Raw genomic sequence first — 18,107 nt, 5'->3', positions numbered from 1 at the left:
ACGGGACGGTTCTGATGTTTTTTGGTCTTGATGGCGTCGAAGTTGGCCTGATTATTGTATGTATCTGCCTGTTTGGCGGTATTCTGTCGGGGTTTCCGGTGGCTTTTGCCATTGCCGGCGCCGGTGTGATTTCTTTCGGCATCATCGCCGCGCTGGACAGCGCTGGTTTGCTGATACATGCCGCGATCGACACTGGCAGCCAGGCCTATCGGGATCTGGTGAATTCCGGGGTCAAGGCAGACAGTATATCGATTTTCCGATATCCGGATATGCCACGCATCGCCGAACCGGTATTCCCGCAAGGATGGGAAACCGCGCTGGATCGCAACGTGTCCTTTGTTGTCAACAGGATGAACGAACGCGTGCTGGCCGGTCAGTCCATCGAAACGCTGCTGGCGGTTCTGATGTTCGTTCTGATGGGGATCACGCTGGAACGCTCCAAGATCGCCAATGATCTGCTGACCACAATGGCGCGCGTGTTCGGCCCGTTGCCCGGTGGTCTGGCCGTGTCGATTGTGGTTGTGGGCGCGTTTCTGGCCGCCTCGACAGGGATTGTCGGCGCGACGGTTGTCACCATGGGTCTGCTCGCCCTGCCAACCATGCTGCGCAACAATTACTCCCCTGAAATCGCCACGGGTGTGATTGCCGCATCGGGCACATTGGGGCAGATCATCCCGCCTTCGATCGTGATCGTTCTGCTGGGCACATTGGCGGGCGATCTGTATTCCGCCGCGCAGGAACAACGCGCGGTTGCTGCCGGATGTACCGACGCGCTGACCTATCTGGGCGAACCGGCGGTTGTGTCGGTCGGCACGCTGTTTCAGGCCGCGCTGCTGCCGGGGATCATGCTGGCGCTGCTCTATGCGCTTTACGCCTTTGGATATGCGTTGATGAACCCCGAAAAGGCGCCTGCCGTCGAAATGGGATCCAGCAACAAGGAACCGATCACCCGCGGTGAAGGCCTGACATGGTTTCTGGCAGCACCGATTGCCCTGATCGGCGGGGCGATCCTGCTGGGCAGTGTCAACATGATCGGCAGCCAGAATCTGACTGTATCTACCTTTTCCGACATCGGCGAAGGCGCCAGCCTGCGCACGCGCGTCGGCGACGAATGCAAGGCGTCGATGATCGATCTGCACGGACAAGAGGCATGGGACATCGCCGTGGCCGAACAGCAGGCGATTGATGATGCGGGCGGCGTTGTTCAAAGCGAACGCCTGAGCGACGAAGAATACGCCGAGGCGCAGGCCGAAAAGCTGGCCGGTGTGGCGCCCATCGGAACCGGTATCGCGATCCTGCTGATCCTGATGTCGCTGGTTCTGACCACGGCGCGGGGGATTTCGCCTTCGTCCGATCCCAAGCCGTTGCTGATCGGCGGGATCGGTGTCGTGCTGGCGGTGATGGTGGACATATTGTTTGTCTCTGCCACAACCACACCCGGGATCACTCTGTTGATGCTGGCGATCCCTCTGGCAATGATCCTTTACGGGTGTCGTCAGGCAGTGGGGCGCCTGACCCAGAACGAACTGATCCGTGTCGTGTTTCCGCCGCTGGTTCTGATCGTGGCCGTGCTGGGTTCGATCCTTGGCGGGATCACCAACCCGACACCCGCGGCGGCTTTGGGCGCTGGCGGTGCGATCATGCTGGCCGCCTATCGCAAACTGAAGGATGAACAGAAAACGCCCAAGGTCATCATCTGGTCTACCTTTGCAATCATCATCTGTATTCTGGTCGGCGTGAATTTCGATCTGCGGATCAATCAGGATGTCGTGACGTTTGAAAACTGGATCGCGTTCTTTGTGGCTTACGGAACGTATCTTTATGCGATGTTCGGTTTGCTGTTCGCGTGCTGGACACTGTTCCGCAGCGGCATTCTGAGCCCGGTTGTCCGCGAAACGGCCAAGGTGACATCGATGGTGTTCACCATCCTGATCGGATCGCAATTGCTGAACCTTGTGGTGATCTCGTTCGGCGGAGAGCATTATATCCAGCAGTTCCTGAAAAGCTTTGATAACGAATTCAGGGTGTTCCTGCTGGTCATGGTGGTCTTGTTCGTTCTGGGTTTTGTGCTTGATTTTCTTGAGATCATTTACATCGTCATTCCGATTGTCGGGCCGGTGATCTACGGCGGATCGTTTGACCCGAAATGGGTCACGATCATGATTGCGGTGAACTTGCAAACCTCGTTCCTGACACCGCCCTTCGGCTTTGCCCTGTTCTACTTACGCGGGGTCGCGCCAAAAGAGGTGACGACAGGGCATATCTACCGGGGTGTCGCGCCCTTTGTGCTTATTCAGGTCGTCGGGCTGGCCATCCTGTGGTTCTTCCCCGCGATCGTGACCATCGTGCCCGCGCTGATGCCGAACTAGACAGTCGGCAAGCAGGCATTGTGACGAACGAAGGGGGCGAATGCGCCCCCTTCTTTATTGTGAATGTCTGGCAAGGGTGCGGGCGCTATTCGGTGAACCGGTCAACCACGGTAATGCCTGCGGTCTGGCCGTGGTCCATCATCTTGAGTGTCTTGCCAACGTCAGACAGGGCAATGCGGTCTGTTACAAGTTGCCCAAGGTTCAGCTTGCCCTTCAGGACCATGTCAAACAGCGTTGAAAAGCCAGCGGCACCCAGGCCGCGCATTCCAAAAATCGCCAGTTGTCTGGCATAGACCAGTTCCAGCAATGGCAATGATACGGTTTCGTGGGGGCCCACCGGCATGCCGATCTGCACATGACGACCCAGTTTGCGTAAAGAGCGCAGAGAGTTTTCAAAGGTTGCAGCAATGCCAAGCGCATCGACCGAGACATGCGCGCCCCCTTGCGTTGCGTCGCGGACAGCCTCGGCGACGTCCGCGACCTGAGCGGCGTTGATACACACCTCTGCGCCCAGGTTCCTGGCCTTTTTCAATGCGTCCTCCGACACATCCACCGCGACAATGCGGGCGGACAGTGCCGATGCCAGCATGATCGCCGACAGGCCCACACCGCCGCAGCCATGCACGGCAATCCATTCATCCGGTTGAAGATTTGCCCGTTCCCGCAACCCGCGCCACGCGGTCGTGACGCGGCACCCCATTCCGGCGGCTTCGGCATAATCCACGCTGTCAGGCAGTCTGACCAGATTGAAATCAGCGGTCTGCACCGCGACACGTTCGGCAAAGGCACCCCATTGGGTGAACCCGACCAGTCTTTGGCTTTCACAGATCGTCGGCTGGCCGCCAACGCAATCAGGACAGTGCCCGCAGCCCAGAATGAAGGGGGCCGTGACACGGTCGCCCTTTTGGAAGCTAGTACAATCTGCCCCGACCTCCTGAATGATGCCTGCGAATTCATGGCCCATGACATGGGGCAGGGACAGGTCTGCTTCTGCGCCGACCCAGGTGTGGTGATCCGAACGGCACACGCCGCAGGCCTTTACGCCCACGATCACCCCGTCCGGCGGGCATTCGGGGTCTTTCACCGTTTCCAGGGGAATATCGTCGTTGAACCGGTGGAGGACAGCAGCTTTCATCGGGAACACTTTGCATCAGGGTTTCCTGATGAATACCGGAAGGTGCCTTGCCCCGCCTGTGTCAATCTCGACAAATGCAGGCACAAACAAGACATCGAAAAGCAGTGTGATCGTGTTGAGCGTGCGCGCGCTCGTCAGCGCGTCGGATGCTTGTCCGGCAGAAAGATGTTGGCAACCTGTTCGGCAATCGGGTCCGTCGACAGCGGGTGGCGGTCGGAACTGTAGGCCGCAGGATCGCGCATTTTCTGCCATGCACCGCCAAAGTAGACTTCCAGCCCGGAAAACTTGGCCTTGTAGCCCATTTTCTGACTGCCGGGCACCCAGTAGCCCAGATAGACATAAGGCAGCCCCGCATCACGCGCGATTTCGATATGATCCAGGATCAGGTAGGTGCCCAGACTGTTGCGGGGCCGGTCGGGATCGAAAAACGAATACACCATGCTCAGCCCGTCGCTCAGAACGTCTGTCAGGCTGACACCGACAAGCTGACCAGTGCTTTGATCGGTATATTCCACCACGCGGCTTCGGATCGGGGTTTCCTCGATCATCGCGGCGAATTCGAACACATCCATATCGGCCATACCGCCGGTCGCATGGCGGCTGTCCAGATAGCTGCGAAACAGCGCATATTGATCTTCTGTGGCCCATGGCGCCGTGGCGCGGCGGGTGATACGCGCGTTGCGCCGCAATGTGCGTTTCTGGCTTTTGGATGGGCGAAACGCCGACACATCAATGCGCGCCGACAAACAGGCGGAACAATCCGCACAGGACGGACGGTACAGCACATTCTGTGACCGGCGGAATCCCTGCTGGGACAAGCTGTCATTCAGCTTTTCCGCGTTCTCGCCCTGCAACGCGGTAAATAGCTTGCGCTCCATCCGGTCGTCCAGATAGGGGCACGGTTGCGGGGCCGTCACATAGAATTGGGGCGCTATGGGAAGCGTGTGGCGCATTTCAGGTCCGACGTCAGAATGTCGGGATGATAACAATGGATTTGCGTCAGGCCAAGCGTTGATATTACAGGGTTCTTAAACCGGCCCACGCCGGTTCAGGGCAGTGGTTCCAAGCACCATGTCGGTCAGACCCTGACCGCGCTGTGATGTTGCCATAAGCACGACAGAAACCAATTGGATCAGCGGTAATCCTACAGAAAAGATGTAGCCCAGAGTGTGAAGAAACGCCGTGGCAAAGTCGAATTTCATGCCGTCATTTCGGCGGAATTCGATGTTCATAAGGCGCATGCCCCATGTCGCGGACCGGTTTGAAATCGTCAAAAGCCGATAAATGAAGCTGACTGTCAGAACCAATAGCGGAAAAACCCAGAACGCCAGCGTCACCGTCAGCAGGCCGATGATCACGCAGATCAGCAGGATCACAATGGTATCGAAACACCATGCCAGCAGACGTTTGGCTGGTACGCTGGAATAGAATTCCGACTGGTAAACGGGATCGGGCAAATGGGTCATTTCGGGCCTGTGATATGTTGAAACGGGTCGGCCCCCGCTTAAGGGGGCCGCACCGGTTATATCAGGGTCAGATGGTTTTGTCAGATGCGTCGTCTGCATTGGTGGCATCCGATTTCGCCTTGCGGGCGCGTTCGTCCATGAACTGGTCAAACTCGGATTTGTCCTTGGCTTCGCGCAGACGTTCCAGAAAGCTTTCGAAATTCATCTGCTCTTCTTCCAGGCGGCGCAATGTGTCGGCCTTGTAGGCGTCAAAGGCGCTGTTGCCGGTGGTGGACATTGCCGTTCTTGCGGTGCGCGACCATGCCTTTGCGTTTGTGCGGCGGCTACAGGAAGAATTGAACATGCGTTTGCTCCAGATCATGTAAAAGAGAAGGGCCAAACCAACGGGCCAGAAGAAGATGAACCCCAGCGCCATGGCCGCGATCCAGGCACCTTTGCCTTTGTCGTCCAGCCACGCCTCGGTTCTGGACAACCAGCCGAAACGCGGGCCGGTCATCTGGGTTGGGTGTGTAACAGTAGACATTTCGGGTTCTCCGTTGTTGGGTACGGCACTATCGCCGCAAGGAAGTCCAAGAATTGGAAGGAATGTAAATCCCCTTCACATCTAATAGATTGGAATTCCCTGTCGGCCTTGCAAGACCCTATGTGAATCTTTTTTACATTTTTTTGATTTCCGCCGTGAAATCAACAACCTGTGCATTCGTCGCGCGGATCAGATCGGCTGGTGCGACGGTAAAAACATGCCGCGGGGTGGCTGCTGCTGCCCAGATTTCGGTAAATTCGGTCAATCGCGGGTCCATGAAACAGCGGATCGGGGTCAGATGCCCCAACGGCGACACACCGCCAATGGCAAAACCGGTCTGGGCGCGCACCGCGTTGGCATCCGCCTTGCCCAGTTGTGCCCCTGCCACCTGTGCGGCGGCGTCCAGATCGACCTGATTGCCACCGGCTGTGAGGAACAGAATGGCTTGCCCATCGTCCTGACGGGCGAAAATGATCGATTTTGCAATCTGGTCCACATCGCACCCGATGGCCGCTGCGGCATCCTGCGCGGTGCGGGCATCGCTGGTTTCGCGGATCGTTTCACGCAGCTGCGCCGCGGCCAGTGCGGCGCGCACCCGGGTCAGACTTTTGCTCACAATGTCGCCTTTCGATCATGTCTTAATTGCTATTGACGGCATATAACCTGCGCCGCATTCCTTGAACCATGAGTTTTTCGAACCGTATCACGTCCATGCCCGTCGCCTACGATCCGGATCGCGGAGATGAGGCGCGCGCCGCCTTGCCTGAACTGTCGGGTGTTCTGGCCGATCTGGTGGGCGGTGCGGCAGGATGCAGCCCCTATCTATGCGGTCTGATCGAAAAGGAAGCCGCCTGGCTGCCCGAGGCACTGGACGCCCCGGAAGACGCTGTGACGGCGGAATTTGCGCGGAGTTCTGCCCTGTCGCCGGATGCGCTGAACACAGGGTTGCGACAGGCCAAGCGACGTATCGCCTTGCTGACGGCTCTGGCCGATCTGGGGGGCGTTTGGCCCCTTGAGCAGGTCACTGCCACGCTTAGCGATCTGGCAGATCTGGCCTGTGACCGGGCGTTGAAAACGGCCATTGCCGCCCAGATCAACCGCAAGAAACTTCCCGGAATGACAGAGGATGATATCGAAACCGCCGGCGGTATGGTCGTTCTGGCCATGGGCAAGATGGGCGCACGGGAACTGAACTATTCCTCGGATATTGATCTGATCTGTCTGTTTGACGAAAGCAGGTTTGACCGGGACGATTTTCACGATGCCCGCACCGCATTTATCCGCGCCACCCGACAGATGAGTGCCGCGTTGAATGACCTGACCGGTGATGGCTACGTATTCCGGACCGATCTGCGTCTGCGCCCCGATCCTGCCGTCACCCCGGTGTGCATCGCGATGGAAGCGGCGATGCGTTACTACGAAAGTCTGGGGCGCACATGGGAACGCGCCGCTTATATCAAAGCACGTCCGGCAGCGGGCGATCTGGCGGCTGGCAACAGGTTTCTGGGCGATCTCACCCCGTTCGTGTGGCGCCGTCATCTGGATTTCGCCGCGATTCAGGATGCCCACGACATGCGCCTGCGGATCCGCGAACACAAAGGTCTGGGCGGCCCGATGAGCCTGCCGGGGCATAACATGAAACTGGGGCGCGGCGGCATCCGCGAGATCGAATTCTTTACCCAGACACGCCAGATCATTGCCGGCGGGCGGGATACCGATCTGCGTGTGCGCGGCACGGTTGACGGATTGCGGGTGCTGGCTGCCAAGGGCTGGGTGCCCGAGGATGTGGCGACACGGCTGAGCGATCACTACCGCGCGCATCGTATGGTCGAACACCGGTTGCAGATGGTGCATGATGCGCAAACCCATGATCTGCCGAATTCCGAAGCCGGATTTGACAGGATCGCCGCAATGATGGGCACCAGCCGCGCGGCGCTTGAAAAGGATATTCTTGAACGTCTGACAGAAGTTCATGCGCTGACCGAAGGGTTTTTTGCGCCCGATGCCAGCGCTTCCCCGCCCCCCGAGCCCGAACCGGAATTCGAAACCGACGTTATGACGCGCTGGTACAGCTATCCGGCGTTCCGCTCTGATCGTGCCGTGCAGATTTTCAAACGCCTGCGCCCCGAAATCCTGTCAAGGTTGTCCCGCGCCGCCAAACCCGAAGAAGCCCTGAGCGCGCTTGACGGGTTTCTGGCCGGATTGCCGGCCGGCGTGCAGCTGTTTTCGCTGTTCGAGGCGAACCCCGTCCTGATCGATCTTCTGGTCGATATTGTCGGCACATCGCCGGCGCTGGCTACACATCTGGCGCGCAATGCCGGGGTGCTTGATGCCGTCATCGGTGGCGATTTCTTTGCAGACTGGCCGGGACTGGACGCGTTAAAGGCGGATCTGGACACTATTCTTGAACGTGAGCCCGATTACGAGGCGAAACTGGACACCACCCGCCGCTGGGCCAAGGAATGGCATTTCCGTATCGGTGTTCATCATCTGCGTGGACTGGTGGATGCCGTAACTGCCGGGCAGCATTATGCCGATCTGGCGCAGGCAGTTCTGGCCGGGCTGTGGCCGGTTGTGGTTGCCGAATTCTCGACCAAACACGGCACCCCGCCTGGGCGCGGTGCGTCGGTTCTGGCAATGGGCTCGCTTGGGGTAGGGCAGCTGTCCTCGTCCTCTGACCTGGATGTCATCGTGATCTATGATGCCGATGGAGTTGAAATGTCCGATGGCCGCCGCCCGTTGGCGGCGCGCCCCTATTATGCGCGTCTGACGCAGGCGTTCATCACGGCCCTGACGGCACGCATGTCTCAGGGGCGGTTGTACGAAGTTGATATGCGCCTGCGCCCGTCGGGCAATCAGGGGCCGGTGGCAACATCGTTGGCCAGTTTTCGCGACTATCAGGAAAATCAGGCATGGACATGGGAACATCTGGCGCTGACGCGTGCCCGTGTGGTGGCCGGTGATCCGGACCTTGGTGCCGAGATTGAACAGTTTCGCACCGATATCCTGTCCAGACTGCGCGACCCCGAAGACGTGCGCGCCGAAGTGGCCCGGATGCGGGCCAGAATTTCCGCTGCGAAAACGCCGAATGGCCCTTGGGATACCAAGATCGGACCGGGCCGGATGCAGGATATCGAACTTGTGGCGCAAGCAGGCGCCCTGGTACAGGGCGGACCGGCGCGTGATGTTGCATCGGGATTGGACGGGGCTGTCGCAATCGGCTGGCTGGATGACGCAGGCAAGGCAGCATTGCTGCATGCCTACCGGCTTAGCTGGACCACGCAATTGTCGATCCGCCTGCTGAGCGAGACGCTGCCGAACTCCGACCAGATCGGGCAGGGCGGCGCGGCCTTTCTGACGCGACAGACCGGCCATAGCGATCTGGATGCGCTGTCGGCCGATCTGGCGTCGGCTTGGCAGGCAGCAGCACAGGCGATAGACGCGCATTTTGCCGTGACGGAAATGGAAGACGAGTGATGAAAGGTGATGAACACGACCCCAAGGGCCTGATTTTCGAGGCCTACCGGATTGACGGGATAAGTGCCGGGGAATGCCGTTCTATCTTTCTGGACTGGGCGCTGAGTGTTCCGCTGGAAAATGATACGGCAGCGGCCCTGAGGGCATTGATCGGGCAATACGGCACCACCGCGCCCGAGCACCCGATGACGGGTGTGATGAAAGAAGGGTTGCACGCGATGCAGGCACCACGGCGCCGTGGCGGTTGGCGCTCGCGCCCGCGCAATTGACGGGCCCGCAAAAAAAACAGGTGAAAACGCGCGGTTTATCGCCTAATTGTCGCCTTTATGCTGCGAAATCATCGTAAATCGGCCAGATTTTGTAACTATGGACAACAATGCAAGTTTCCCGGAGTCCGGGCCAGAAAGGTAACTGTAAAGATGATATTTGTACGAGCAATCATAATCCTGGCTTTGGGGCTGTCGCTGTCCGCGTGCGCGTCTGCGCGCAAGAATTCAGCCGATGCCGATGCCATATCGCAAGCTGCCAATTCCGACATCGTGATCACCAATCCCGATGCGGACCTCAGTATTTCGAACGTCACCATTCGCGTGCCCGATACCTTGGTTGTGTCCGAGGAAAACAGATATTACCCGTCGGGTGACATCGTTTGGCGCGAAGACCCGCCCGGTGATCGCCGGGCGCAGGTTAAGGCGATATTCGAGGACGGTATCGGGCGCGGTGTGGCCACGCTGGACGGTCCGTCAACTTACGATCTCGACATTGAAGTATTACGCTTTCACGCCCTGACGCAAAAAGCGCGCTATTCGGTGGGCGGGGTGCATTCGATTACCTTCAAGGTGACGCTGCTTGATCCACAAACCGGGCAAGCCGTGGGCGAACCCCGTATCGTTCAGGCGGATCTTCCCGGATATGGCGGCGATGATGCGATTGCCGCGGATGCACAAGGGTTTACACAAAAATTTCGTATTACCAACCACTTGGCAAACGTAATTGTTGTGGAGTTGAGCGTTCCCGGCGGTTACAGCAATGCCCGTCTGGGGGTTCTTCAGACGATCAACAACACCTAGGGCTTTCACAAAGCGCACAGACAGACTAGGACAGCGCCATGACAGCGCTTTCCCCAGATCCCGCCCCCGAAAACCGGCCCGTCGTTCGGTTGTTGCCCAAAGCCAATGCCCGCGCGATCCGCCACGGCATGCCGTGGGTCTATGCCAACGAAGTTGTGCTGGACCGGCGCACCAAGGCGCTGGCCGCCGGTACACTTGCTGTTCTCGAGGATGGTGAGCGCCGGCCTATGGGGCTGGTTGCCGTTAATCCGTCGTCGAAAATCTTTTGCAGAATGCTGGATGCCGATACCACAGCCGTGATCGATAAAGTCTGGTTCGCGCAGCATCTGCGCCATGCGTTGTCGATGCGCACGCGGTTGTACGAACAGCCGTTTTACCGCCTGATCCATGCCGAAGCCGATGGGCTGCCCGGTGTTGTGATTGACCGTTTCGGCGATGTGGCCGTGGTGCAGCCCAACGCGGCATGGGCCGATCTGTGTCTGGGCGATCTTGCGCAGGCGCTTGTCGACGTGACGGGCGTGACGACGGTTCTGAAGAACGCTTCGGGCCGCACCCGCGCGCTGGAAGGGCTTGATGACGAAAACAAGGTCGTGATTGGGGCAGCCTCTGATGCACCGGTACCCGTGCCGATGAATGGTGCAATCTACATGGCGGATGTGACCGGCGGGCAAAAAACCGGGCTGTATTTCGATCAGCGCCCCAATCATGCGTTTGCAGCGGGACTGGCGCGCGATGGCGATGTGCTGGATGTTTTTTCGCATGTTGGTGGCTTTTCACTGGCGGCGTTGGCGGGCGGGGCCGCACGCGCTCAGGCGGTTGACGGGTCGGCGCCCGCCCTTGCACTGGCGCAGATGGGGGCCGAAAAAATGGGCATGGCCAATCGGTTCCAGACCACGCAGGGCGATGCATTCGAAGTGCTTGAAGCACTTGCACAACAGGGGACCAGCTTTGATCTGGTGGTGTGTGATCCGCCGGCATTTGCGCCGTCCAAACCGGCCTTGGCGGCGGGGCTGCGTGCCTATGAACGGGTGGCGCGGCTGGCCGCGGGGCTGGTCCGGCCCGGTGGGTATCTGGGCCTGTGTTCCTGCTCGCATGCGGCCGATCTGGCGGCGTTTCGCGGGGCATCCATTCGCGGGATAGGCCGTGCGGGGCGGCGCAGTGCGCTGATCCATACCGGATTTGCCGGTCCGGACCATCCGCAAATGCCCGCACTGGCGGAAAGCGGTTATCTGAAATCGTTGTTTTTCCGCCTGTGAAGGTTCTGATCGATACCTGCGTGTTGTATCCGACCGTGCTGCGGGAAATGGTGCTGGGCGTCGCGCGGGCGGGTCTGTTCACGCCGCTATGGTCCGCCCGCATTCTGGAAGAATGGGTGCGCGCCGCTGCCAAACTTGGCCCTGATGGCGTTGCACAGGCCCAAGGTGAAATTGCCCTGACGAAATCCGCTTGGCCCGATGCAGAGGTGGAATGGCGACCTTCGCTTGAAGCGCGGCTTTATTTGCCGGACAGCCATGATGTGCATGTTCTGGCGGCCGCAATATCAGGATCAGCAGACGCCATTATGACACTGAACAGAAAAGATTTTCCCCGTAACATATTGGCCGAGGAAGGGCTTGACCGGATCGAACCGGACGGGTTTCTTTATCAGCTGTGGTTGGAACATTCCGATGTATTGGGTCAGGTCGCGCATGATGTGCTGGCGCAGGCCAATGCGATGTCGGGACAGACCTGGACAATGCGGACGTTATTGAAAAAGGCCCGCCTGCCGCGTCTGGGCAAGGCATTGGAAACCTAGGGCCGCATCACGTGTTCGGGTGAGACGCCCATTTCTGTTCCAGCGCCTCAAGTGCGGCAATCCGTTCTTTGGTTTTCGGATGGCTTAGCAGCCACGCAGGGGTCACACCCGCCCGTGCACCCGACAGGGTTTCCAGTTTGCGAAACAGTTCTTTTTGCGGCCCGACACCGATACCGGCCTTGGTCAGCAAGGCTGCGGCATAGGCATCCGCTTCGTATTCGTCGGACCGTGACAGGCGCGCGGCGAGGGTAGAGGCCACGATATTGGCCACCCAGACGCCGACACCGGGCAGGAAGCGGCCCAGAACCATCGCCAAAGCTGTACGCAATGCGTTTTGCCCTGAAAAATCGATCATCCGGCGGCGTGAATGGCCCAAGGCAACGTGCCCCAGTTCATGCGCGATCACCGAGGCAAGCTCTTCTCCGGTCACCTCGCCCTGTTTGAATTTGCGGTAAAAGCCACGGGTGATGAAAATCCGCCCGTCCGGTGCGGCAAGGCCGTTGACCGGATCAATTTCGTAGATGAACACCTTGATCCGGTCCAGATCCAGCGCCGCCGCCATTTTATCGGTCAGCGGATTCAGGTGCGGATCGGCCAGGATAGTGGATTTGCTGTTCAGTTCGCCAGACGTCCGCCAGACCGAAAACCGGTACACGGCAAGGCCATACAAAACGGCCAGCAGAATGGGCATCACCTTGATCATGGGATAGATATGGGGCGTTGCGCGGCCTTCGGCAAGGTCATGCAGACCACGCGACCGGCACTGATACAGGGCCGCGAAAGGCCCACCCGTGATAGCGCACCGGCCCAGTCAGGTGCAGATCAGGCAGCGCGGCAAAGGCCATCGGCAGGGCCACCTGGCTGATCAGGGCGCGCGCGGCGGCAGCACCGGCGCAAAAATGCGGCCCCGCGCCAAAAGGGATCGATGCCTGGGTATCGCGGGTGATGTCGAAGAGGTGGGGGTTTTCAAAATGGCTTTCATCCCGACCGGCAGATGAAAACATAAAGAAAACAGTGCTGTCCTTGGTGAAGCTTATGTTATTGACAATGTCGTTACGGGCTACGCGGCGCGGCGACATGCCAATGGGTGACATCCAGCGTGCATATTCCAGAAACGCATCCTGATAGGTCGCCTTGCCTGTGGTGATCCGTTGTAGTTGGTCTGGATGGGCCAGAAGGGTGGCGATGGTTCCCGCAATGGCATCGCGCGGTTCGTTGTGCCCGCCGGAAATGATCAGCTTGATATTGGCGCGCAGGCTGTCCATCGGAAGGTGTGCAGCACGTTGCACCGCCAGCGCCGATCTGTCACCGGCAGGGTGGGCGCGCGCCAGAATCCTGTCAATATGCGTATCGATCAACGCGGTTGCGACATGGCAGGCCCGTTCTACATCCGGATCGCCGCCATAATTCGAACAGCCGTCGATCATGGCTTGGGATACTCCATCCATTTCGCTTGCGGTCATTTCTGTCAGACCGGTGATCGCTTTCAGCGCTTCGGCAGATACCGGCATCGCAAAGTCAGTGACCAGATCGCAATATCCCTTTGGTTTCAGAGTATTCAGGATCGAATTTGCAGCATTTTTGAACCGGGGCAGCCAATAGGTCTGCACTGTTTTCGGGCTTAGCGCGGGAAACAGGGCGCGCCGTTCCACCATGTGATCGCTGCCGTCCTTGCGCATCAGGTTGGTGCCCATCAGGCGGGTCATCAGGCCGTCGGGCTGATGGCTGGAAAACAGATCGATCCGTTTTTCCTGAACGTGGATATCATCGCGGCGTGTAAACAGGGTTGCGCGCAGTTCGGGCACGTAGGTGACGGGTGCATTGCGCCGCATTTCTGCCAGAACCGGGTAGGGATCAGCAGCAAAGGCCACGGGATCGATATGGGTTACAGGGGCATCCGTCATGGCATCACGCTAAGGCGCGCGCGCGTCTGCGACAAGCGTTTCGCGCGCCTAGCGTGTCAGGCTTTTCATGCCCGCTTCCAGACCTGACAATGTCATCGGAACCATGCGACCCGCGCCAAAGATATCCTGAATCATGCCGATGGAATGGGTGTAGCCCCAATATTTTTCCGGCACCGGATTGATCCAGAGATGCGATGCCCACTGATCGCGGGCACGCGCCAGCCAGACCTGTCCGGCCTCGGCGTTCCAGTGTTCGTTCGCCCCGCCGGGATAGGCGATTTCATAGGGCGACATGGAAGCGTCGCCGACAAAGATGCATTTGTAATCGGGGCCGTAGGTGCGCAGCACCTCGTCGGTGGAAATCTGCGCGTTCCAGCGGCGGCGGTTGTCGCGCCACACGCCTTCGTAAAGACAGTTGTGGAAATAGAAATTTTCCAGATGCTTGAATTCGGCGCGCGCGGCGGAAAACAGTTCCTGCACCACCTTGATATGAGGATCCATCGACCCGCCCACATCCAAAAACAGCAATACCTTGACCGCATTGCGCCGTTCGGGGCGTGTTTTCACATCCAGATAGCCGTGTTCGGCCGTGGCACGGATCGTGCCGTTCAGGTCAAGCTCTTCCGCCGCCCCGTCGCGCGCCCAGCGGCGCAGACGCTTCAGCGCGACCTTGATGTTGCGCGTACCCAGTTCAACTGTGTCGTCCAAGTTCTTAAATTCACGCTTGTCCCACACTTTGGTGGCGCGCTGGTGGCGCGATTCTTTCTGGCCTATCCGCACCCCTTCGGGATTGTAGCCATAGGCCCCGAAGGGCGATGTGCCCGCGGTGCCGATCCACTTGTTACCGCCCTGATGGCGGCCCTGTTGCTCTTTCAGACGCTCTTTCAGGGTTTCCATCAGCTTGTCAAAGCCGCCCAATGCCTCGATTTCGGCTTTTTCTGCGTCGCTCAGATGTTTTTCCGCCAGCTTTTCCAGCCAGTCACCGGGAATATCGACCGCCTCAAGAACCTGATCCAGCGAAATGCTTTCCAGCCCTTCGAACGCTGCGGCAAAGGCGCGGTCGAACTTGTCGATGTTGCGCTCGTCTTTGACCATTGAAATGCGGGCCAGATAATAGAACGCTTCGACATCATAGGTGGCCAACCCTGCCTTCATGCCTTCCAAAAAGCTCAGGAATTCGCGCAGGGAAACCGGAAGACCGTTTTTGCGCAAGCTTTCGAAAAACGGCAGAAACATGAGATCAAACGGCCGCGCGGTGGATGATGACTGTCGCGATCATACCGACAACGGCAAAGGCAATGGCAAAGGATGCCGCGTATTGGGCGATGTCAAGGCGCGACCCTTTACGCCGTGCGGCGGTGGTGCCGCCGATAATCGCCCCGGCCAGTGCTGCTACAATTACGATCATATCTATCCGTCATCCCTTTGAAGCGGGCTGATCTGCGCAATCTCGCGCATTTTGCCACGTACAGCCCAATCTGGGCCAAATCCGTATCGCGCCCACCCCAGACTGTCCAGCCTGACACGCTGCGCCTCGGACGCACGACCGGTCAGGTCCAGCGCTTCGGCGCGCATAAGCATCAGTGTAGCCAGCAATGCGGCGTTTTCGTATCGCGATGCCGTGCCGATAAACGGATCGACGATGCGCAGGGCAATCGCGCCTTCACCGTCGCTGATCGCATAGGCCGCAATCTGTGCGGCCACATAGGCGCGGTGCAATTCTGTGTCGGGCAGCCGGGCATAGGCGCGGTCGGCTTTGATGAACTGATCAAAGGCGGCCAGCGGGTTGGCGCTTTGGATCAGACGGCCGGATATATAATGGCTAAAGGCCAGGCGGTTGTCCTGCCAGCCCTGTGCCTGTGCGATTTTCAGGGCTTCTGCCGCGGACCGCCGTCTTGTGCCGGCGCTTGATCCGGGGCCAAGGGCGGATTGAATCGCACTGATCCACGCCCGCGATGGCGGGGCGGGCTGGCGGATTGCAGCGCGGTTGCCGGCCGGGTTGATGCGGGCCAGAACGGCAGGCAAGCGCGCGGCCACCTGTTCACGCGTCATGCCGCTGCGCAATTCGGGGGCATAGGTCGCGCGCAGGATCGTCATGTCAAACCCTGTCAGCACGGTATGGATGTTGTCATCGTTGAACACACTGTCGGACAGGCGATAAAGATCGTTCAGCGGCCCCAAAGCCTGTGCCAGTTCTTCGTGCATGCAGTCGCGGATTTCCTGCGGGCTTGCATCGTTGGGCAGGAAAATGGCCATTTTCGTGCGTGTCCGAAGCGTGGCCCAGTTGGTTTTTTGCGATCTGCGGTTCGAGCGGTACTCGGCAAGGCTGGATACGTTCGGAACCACGAAACAGGCCGCCTGCGGCAGGGCGCGGCGGATTTCGGCGCGTGTCACGGCCTCGATCGTGATGTTGGCGGTGGCTGTCTGGCTTAGCGAAATGTCGATCCCGGCCTCGTTGCGCAACCGTCGGATCAGACGCGACAGATCGGGGCCCAGACTGGCAGGAGGCGTGCCGGTGACACGGACGGTAACGGGCGTTTCAAAGCGGCTGAACACCGGCAGTTCCCGACCGCTTTCCAGTTGGAAAGACAGATCAAGGAAATCATAGGCGATGTTGCCGTTGGGGCGTGTCGAACGTACCGGGCTGGTGGCGCCGAAACTTTTCATCGGCGGCAGCGTGCTATCTGCGATCTGCGCCCGTGTCGGCGTGTCTTTGGGCGCAGTCGATCCGCACGCCGCCAGCGCCAGACAAAAGGGGATCAGCAGCAGGCGCATCACGGGCGCTGGTATTTTATGAACGGCGTGAGAACGCCGATCTTGTCATAAAGTTTGCGCGCGGTTGCGTTGAAATCCTGTGTCAGCCAGTAAACCGAAGGTGCCCCGGCCTTGTCCGCGGCGTCATAAACCGCATTGATCAATGCACCAGCCACGCCTTCGCCGCGTGCCTCTGGACGGGTGTACAGATCCTGAAGATAGCACACGTCTTCGACCTTCCAGCCGTGCCGGTGAAAGAGGAAATGCGTCAGCCCCAGCAGGCGGCCCTCTTTTTCGGCAACCAGCGCGTTAAAGTCGCGTGGATCATCCCCAAGCAGGCGGGCGAAGGTGCTGTCATATATTTCATCGGGCACTGAGGTTTCGTAATATTCAAGATATCCGGTCCACATCTCGGCCCATTCGGCGCGATCGGTTTCCTGCAAGGGGCGAATGATCAGCGAAGGCGCGTCGGCCATTGTAATACCTCTTTGTTAAAGCGGATGTGGCAATTCCTGCACGTCGCTCTGTTGGGTTTCGAATACCTCAGTTCGCGCAAGGCGACCAGATCATAGCATGGATATCGCGAAAAACCGGGCCCCTAGCGCTGTCCGCGCGCCATGAACGCCAGACGTTCGAACAGATGCACATCCTGCTCGTTCTTGAGCAGGGCACCGTGCAGTTTCGGCAGCGCATTGGCACCATCGCGCTTCAAATCTTCAGCGCTCAGGTCTTCGGCCAGAAGCAGTTTCAACCAGTCAAGCACTTCTGAGGTCGAAGGTTTCTTCTTGAGCCCTGCGGTTTCGCGTACTTCGTAGAACTGGGTCAGCGCCGTGGTCAGCAGGGCATCCTTGATTCCGGGGTGATGCACATCGACGATCTTGCGCATCGTCTGTTCGTCCGGAAAACGGATGTAATGGAAAAAACAGCGGCGCAAAAACGCATCGGGCAGTTCTTTTTCATTGTTCGATGTGATGATGACAACCGGGCGATGGCGGGCCGTAACGGTTTCGCCGGTTTCATAAACATGAAACTCCATCTGGTCGAGTTCCTGTAGCAGATCATTGGGAAACTCGATATCGGCCTTGTCGACTTCATCAATCAGCAGAACGACTTTTTCATCGGCCTCGAACGCCTGCCACAGCTTGCCTTTGCGGATGTAGTTGGACACATCGTGCACTTTTTCTTCGCCAAGCTGGCTGTCGCGCAAGCGACTGACGGCATCGTATTCATAAAGCCCCTGTTGCGCCCGCGTGGTGGATTTGATGTTCCATTCGATCATGCGCAGGCCCAGGGCAGACGCCACCTGGCGGGCCAGTTCTGTCTTGCCGGTTCCGGGTTCGCCTTTGACCAGCAATGGCCGTTCCAGTGTCACTGCCGCGTTCACCGCAATTGTCAGATCATCTGTGGCCACGTATTCGGCCGTACCTTGGAATTTCATGGGGTCTGGGTGCCTTTTTATGCCTGTTCTGCCGCATCTTAGCCTGCGCTGTTCATGGCTGCAATCGCAGGGCCAATTTGAAATGATTGTGTAGTGACAATTGCCGAACGGTGCGGTAAACGCCCCTCAAACACAGCCATCCGTCTGAGGATAGAGTATGACAGGTCTTCGCAAGA

At 58.8% G+C, this 18,107-nt stretch carries 18 protein-coding genes; 6 read left to right on the top strand and 12 right to left on the bottom strand.

Annotated elements, in window-relative coordinates; all coding sequences use genetic code 11:
- Window positions 1-14: 14 nt before the first annotated feature.
- Entirely contained in the window at window positions 15-2,369 is a 2,355-nt protein-coding gene (locus C1J05_RS12710; RefSeq protein ID WP_114870572.1) for a TRAP transporter large permease, read from the top strand.
- Window positions 2,370-2,454: 85 nt separating this feature from the next.
- On the opposite strand, the gene C1J05_RS12705 is transcribed toward C1J05_RS12710, so the two are convergent.
- The 5 genes from C1J05_RS12705 to C1J05_RS12685 all read right to left on the bottom strand — a co-directional run bounded on the left by C1J05_RS12705 (window position 2,455) and on the right by C1J05_RS12685 (window position 6,109).
- A complete protein-coding gene (locus C1J05_RS12705) occupies window positions 2,455-3,504 on the bottom strand; it encodes an alcohol dehydrogenase catalytic domain-containing protein (RefSeq protein WP_114870571.1) in 1,050 nt (349 codons plus the stop codon).
- 134 nt (window positions 3,505-3,638) lie between these two features.
- Window positions 3,639-4,457 carry an arginyltransferase gene (locus C1J05_RS12700; RefSeq protein ID WP_114870570.1) on the bottom strand — a complete coding sequence of 273 codons (819 nt, stop codon included), beginning with the start codon at window positions 4,455-4,457 and terminating at the stop codon, window positions 3,639-3,641.
- Window positions 4,458-4,532: 75 nt separating this feature from the next.
- Window positions 4,533-4,970, bottom strand: coding sequence for an RDD family protein (locus C1J05_RS12695; protein ID WP_114870569.1), 438 nt, complete (start codon window positions 4,968-4,970; stop codon window positions 4,533-4,535).
- Between the two features lie 67 nt (window positions 4,971-5,037).
- Window positions 5,038-5,493, bottom strand: a complete 456-nt coding sequence (locus C1J05_RS12690; RefSeq protein ID WP_205388946.1) for a DUF2852 domain-containing protein — start codon at window positions 5,491-5,493, stop codon at window positions 5,038-5,040.
- Between the two features lie 133 nt (window positions 5,494-5,626).
- The gene (locus C1J05_RS12685; protein WP_114870567.1) at window positions 5,627-6,109 is read right to left on the bottom strand and encodes a YbaK/EbsC family protein; all 483 of its coding nucleotides are present in this window, start codon (window positions 6,107-6,109) and stop codon (window positions 5,627-5,629) included.
- A gap of 68 nt (window positions 6,110-6,177) precedes the next feature.
- Between C1J05_RS12685 and C1J05_RS12680 the strand changes: the two genes are divergently transcribed.
- The 5 genes from C1J05_RS12680 to C1J05_RS12660 all read left to right on the top strand — a co-directional run bounded on the left by C1J05_RS12680 (window position 6,178) and on the right by C1J05_RS12660 (window position 11,835).
- Complete coding sequence (locus C1J05_RS12680) at window positions 6,178-8,970, top strand: glutamine-synthetase adenylyltransferase (protein ID WP_114870566.1); 2,793 nt, start codon at window positions 6,178-6,180, stop codon at window positions 8,968-8,970.
- Window positions 8,970-9,239, top strand: coding sequence for a hypothetical protein (locus tag C1J05_RS12675; RefSeq protein ID WP_205388945.1), 270 nt, complete (start codon window positions 8,970-8,972; stop codon window positions 9,237-9,239). Before C1J05_RS12680 ends, C1J05_RS12675 begins: the two co-directional genes overlap by 1 nt.
- Before the next feature lie 150 nt (window positions 9,240-9,389).
- Complete coding sequence (locus C1J05_RS12670; protein WP_114870564.1) at window positions 9,390-10,040, top strand: DUF6778 family protein; 651 nt, start codon at window positions 9,390-9,392, stop codon at window positions 10,038-10,040.
- 38 nt (window positions 10,041-10,078) lie between these two features.
- On the top strand, window positions 10,079-11,296 hold the full coding sequence (locus C1J05_RS12665; protein ID WP_114870563.1) for an RSP_2647 family RNA methyltransferase: 1,218 nt from the start codon (window positions 10,079-10,081) through the stop codon (window positions 11,294-11,296).
- Window positions 11,293-11,835, top strand: coding sequence for an RSP_2648 family PIN domain-containing protein (locus tag C1J05_RS12660; RefSeq protein WP_114870562.1), 543 nt, complete (start codon window positions 11,293-11,295; stop codon window positions 11,833-11,835). The genes C1J05_RS12665 and C1J05_RS12660 overlap by 4 nt, the downstream gene beginning before the upstream one ends.
- Window positions 11,836-11,842: 7 nt before the next feature.
- Here the strand turns inward: C1J05_RS12660 and C1J05_RS12655 are convergent, their stop codons facing one another.
- From C1J05_RS12655 to C1J05_RS12625, 7 genes are all read right to left on the bottom strand, one after another.
- On the bottom strand, window positions 11,843-12,538 hold the full coding sequence (locus tag C1J05_RS12655; RefSeq protein ID WP_114870561.1) for a M48 family metalloprotease: 696 nt from the start codon (window positions 12,536-12,538) through the stop codon (window positions 11,843-11,845).
- 37 nt (window positions 12,539-12,575) lie between these two features.
- Window positions 12,576-13,739 carry a cytochrome P450 gene (locus tag C1J05_RS12650; protein ID WP_114870560.1) on the bottom strand — a complete coding sequence of 388 codons (1,164 nt, stop codon included), beginning with the start codon at window positions 13,737-13,739 and terminating at the stop codon, window positions 12,576-12,578.
- A gap of 48 nt (window positions 13,740-13,787) precedes the next feature.
- A complete protein-coding gene (locus C1J05_RS12645) occupies window positions 13,788-14,975 on the bottom strand; it encodes a vWA domain-containing protein (protein WP_114870559.1) in 1,188 nt (395 codons plus the stop codon).
- Between the two features lie 4 nt (window positions 14,976-14,979).
- Window positions 14,980-15,147 (bottom strand): apolipoprotein acyltransferase, encoded by a 168-nt coding sequence (locus tag C1J05_RS12640; RefSeq protein ID WP_114870558.1) that lies wholly within the window; start codon window positions 15,145-15,147, stop codon window positions 14,980-14,982.
- A 2-nt stretch (window positions 15,148-15,149) separates the two neighbouring features.
- Window positions 15,150-16,514, bottom strand: a complete 1,365-nt coding sequence (locus tag C1J05_RS12635) for a DUF2927 domain-containing protein (RefSeq protein WP_114870557.1) — start codon at window positions 16,512-16,514, stop codon at window positions 15,150-15,152.
- Window positions 16,514-16,969, bottom strand: a complete 456-nt coding sequence (locus tag C1J05_RS12630; protein WP_114870556.1) for a GNAT family N-acetyltransferase — start codon at window positions 16,967-16,969, stop codon at window positions 16,514-16,516. Before C1J05_RS12630 ends, C1J05_RS12635 begins: the two co-directional genes overlap by 1 nt.
- Before the next feature lie 122 nt (window positions 16,970-17,091).
- The gene (locus tag C1J05_RS12625; protein ID WP_114870555.1) at window positions 17,092-17,931 is read right to left on the bottom strand and encodes an AAA family ATPase; all 840 of its coding nucleotides are present in this window, start codon (window positions 17,929-17,931) and stop codon (window positions 17,092-17,094) included.
- Window positions 17,932-18,107: the final 176 nt, after the last annotated feature.

It is taken from the genome of Sulfitobacter sp. JL08 (assembly GCF_003352045.1).
In the GTDB taxonomy this organism is placed as follows: domain Bacteria; phylum Pseudomonadota; class Alphaproteobacteria; order Rhodobacterales; family Rhodobacteraceae; genus JL08.
The sequence above is the reverse complement of the archived record's forward strand: the minus strand, read 5'-3'. Positions and strand labels throughout refer to the sequence as shown.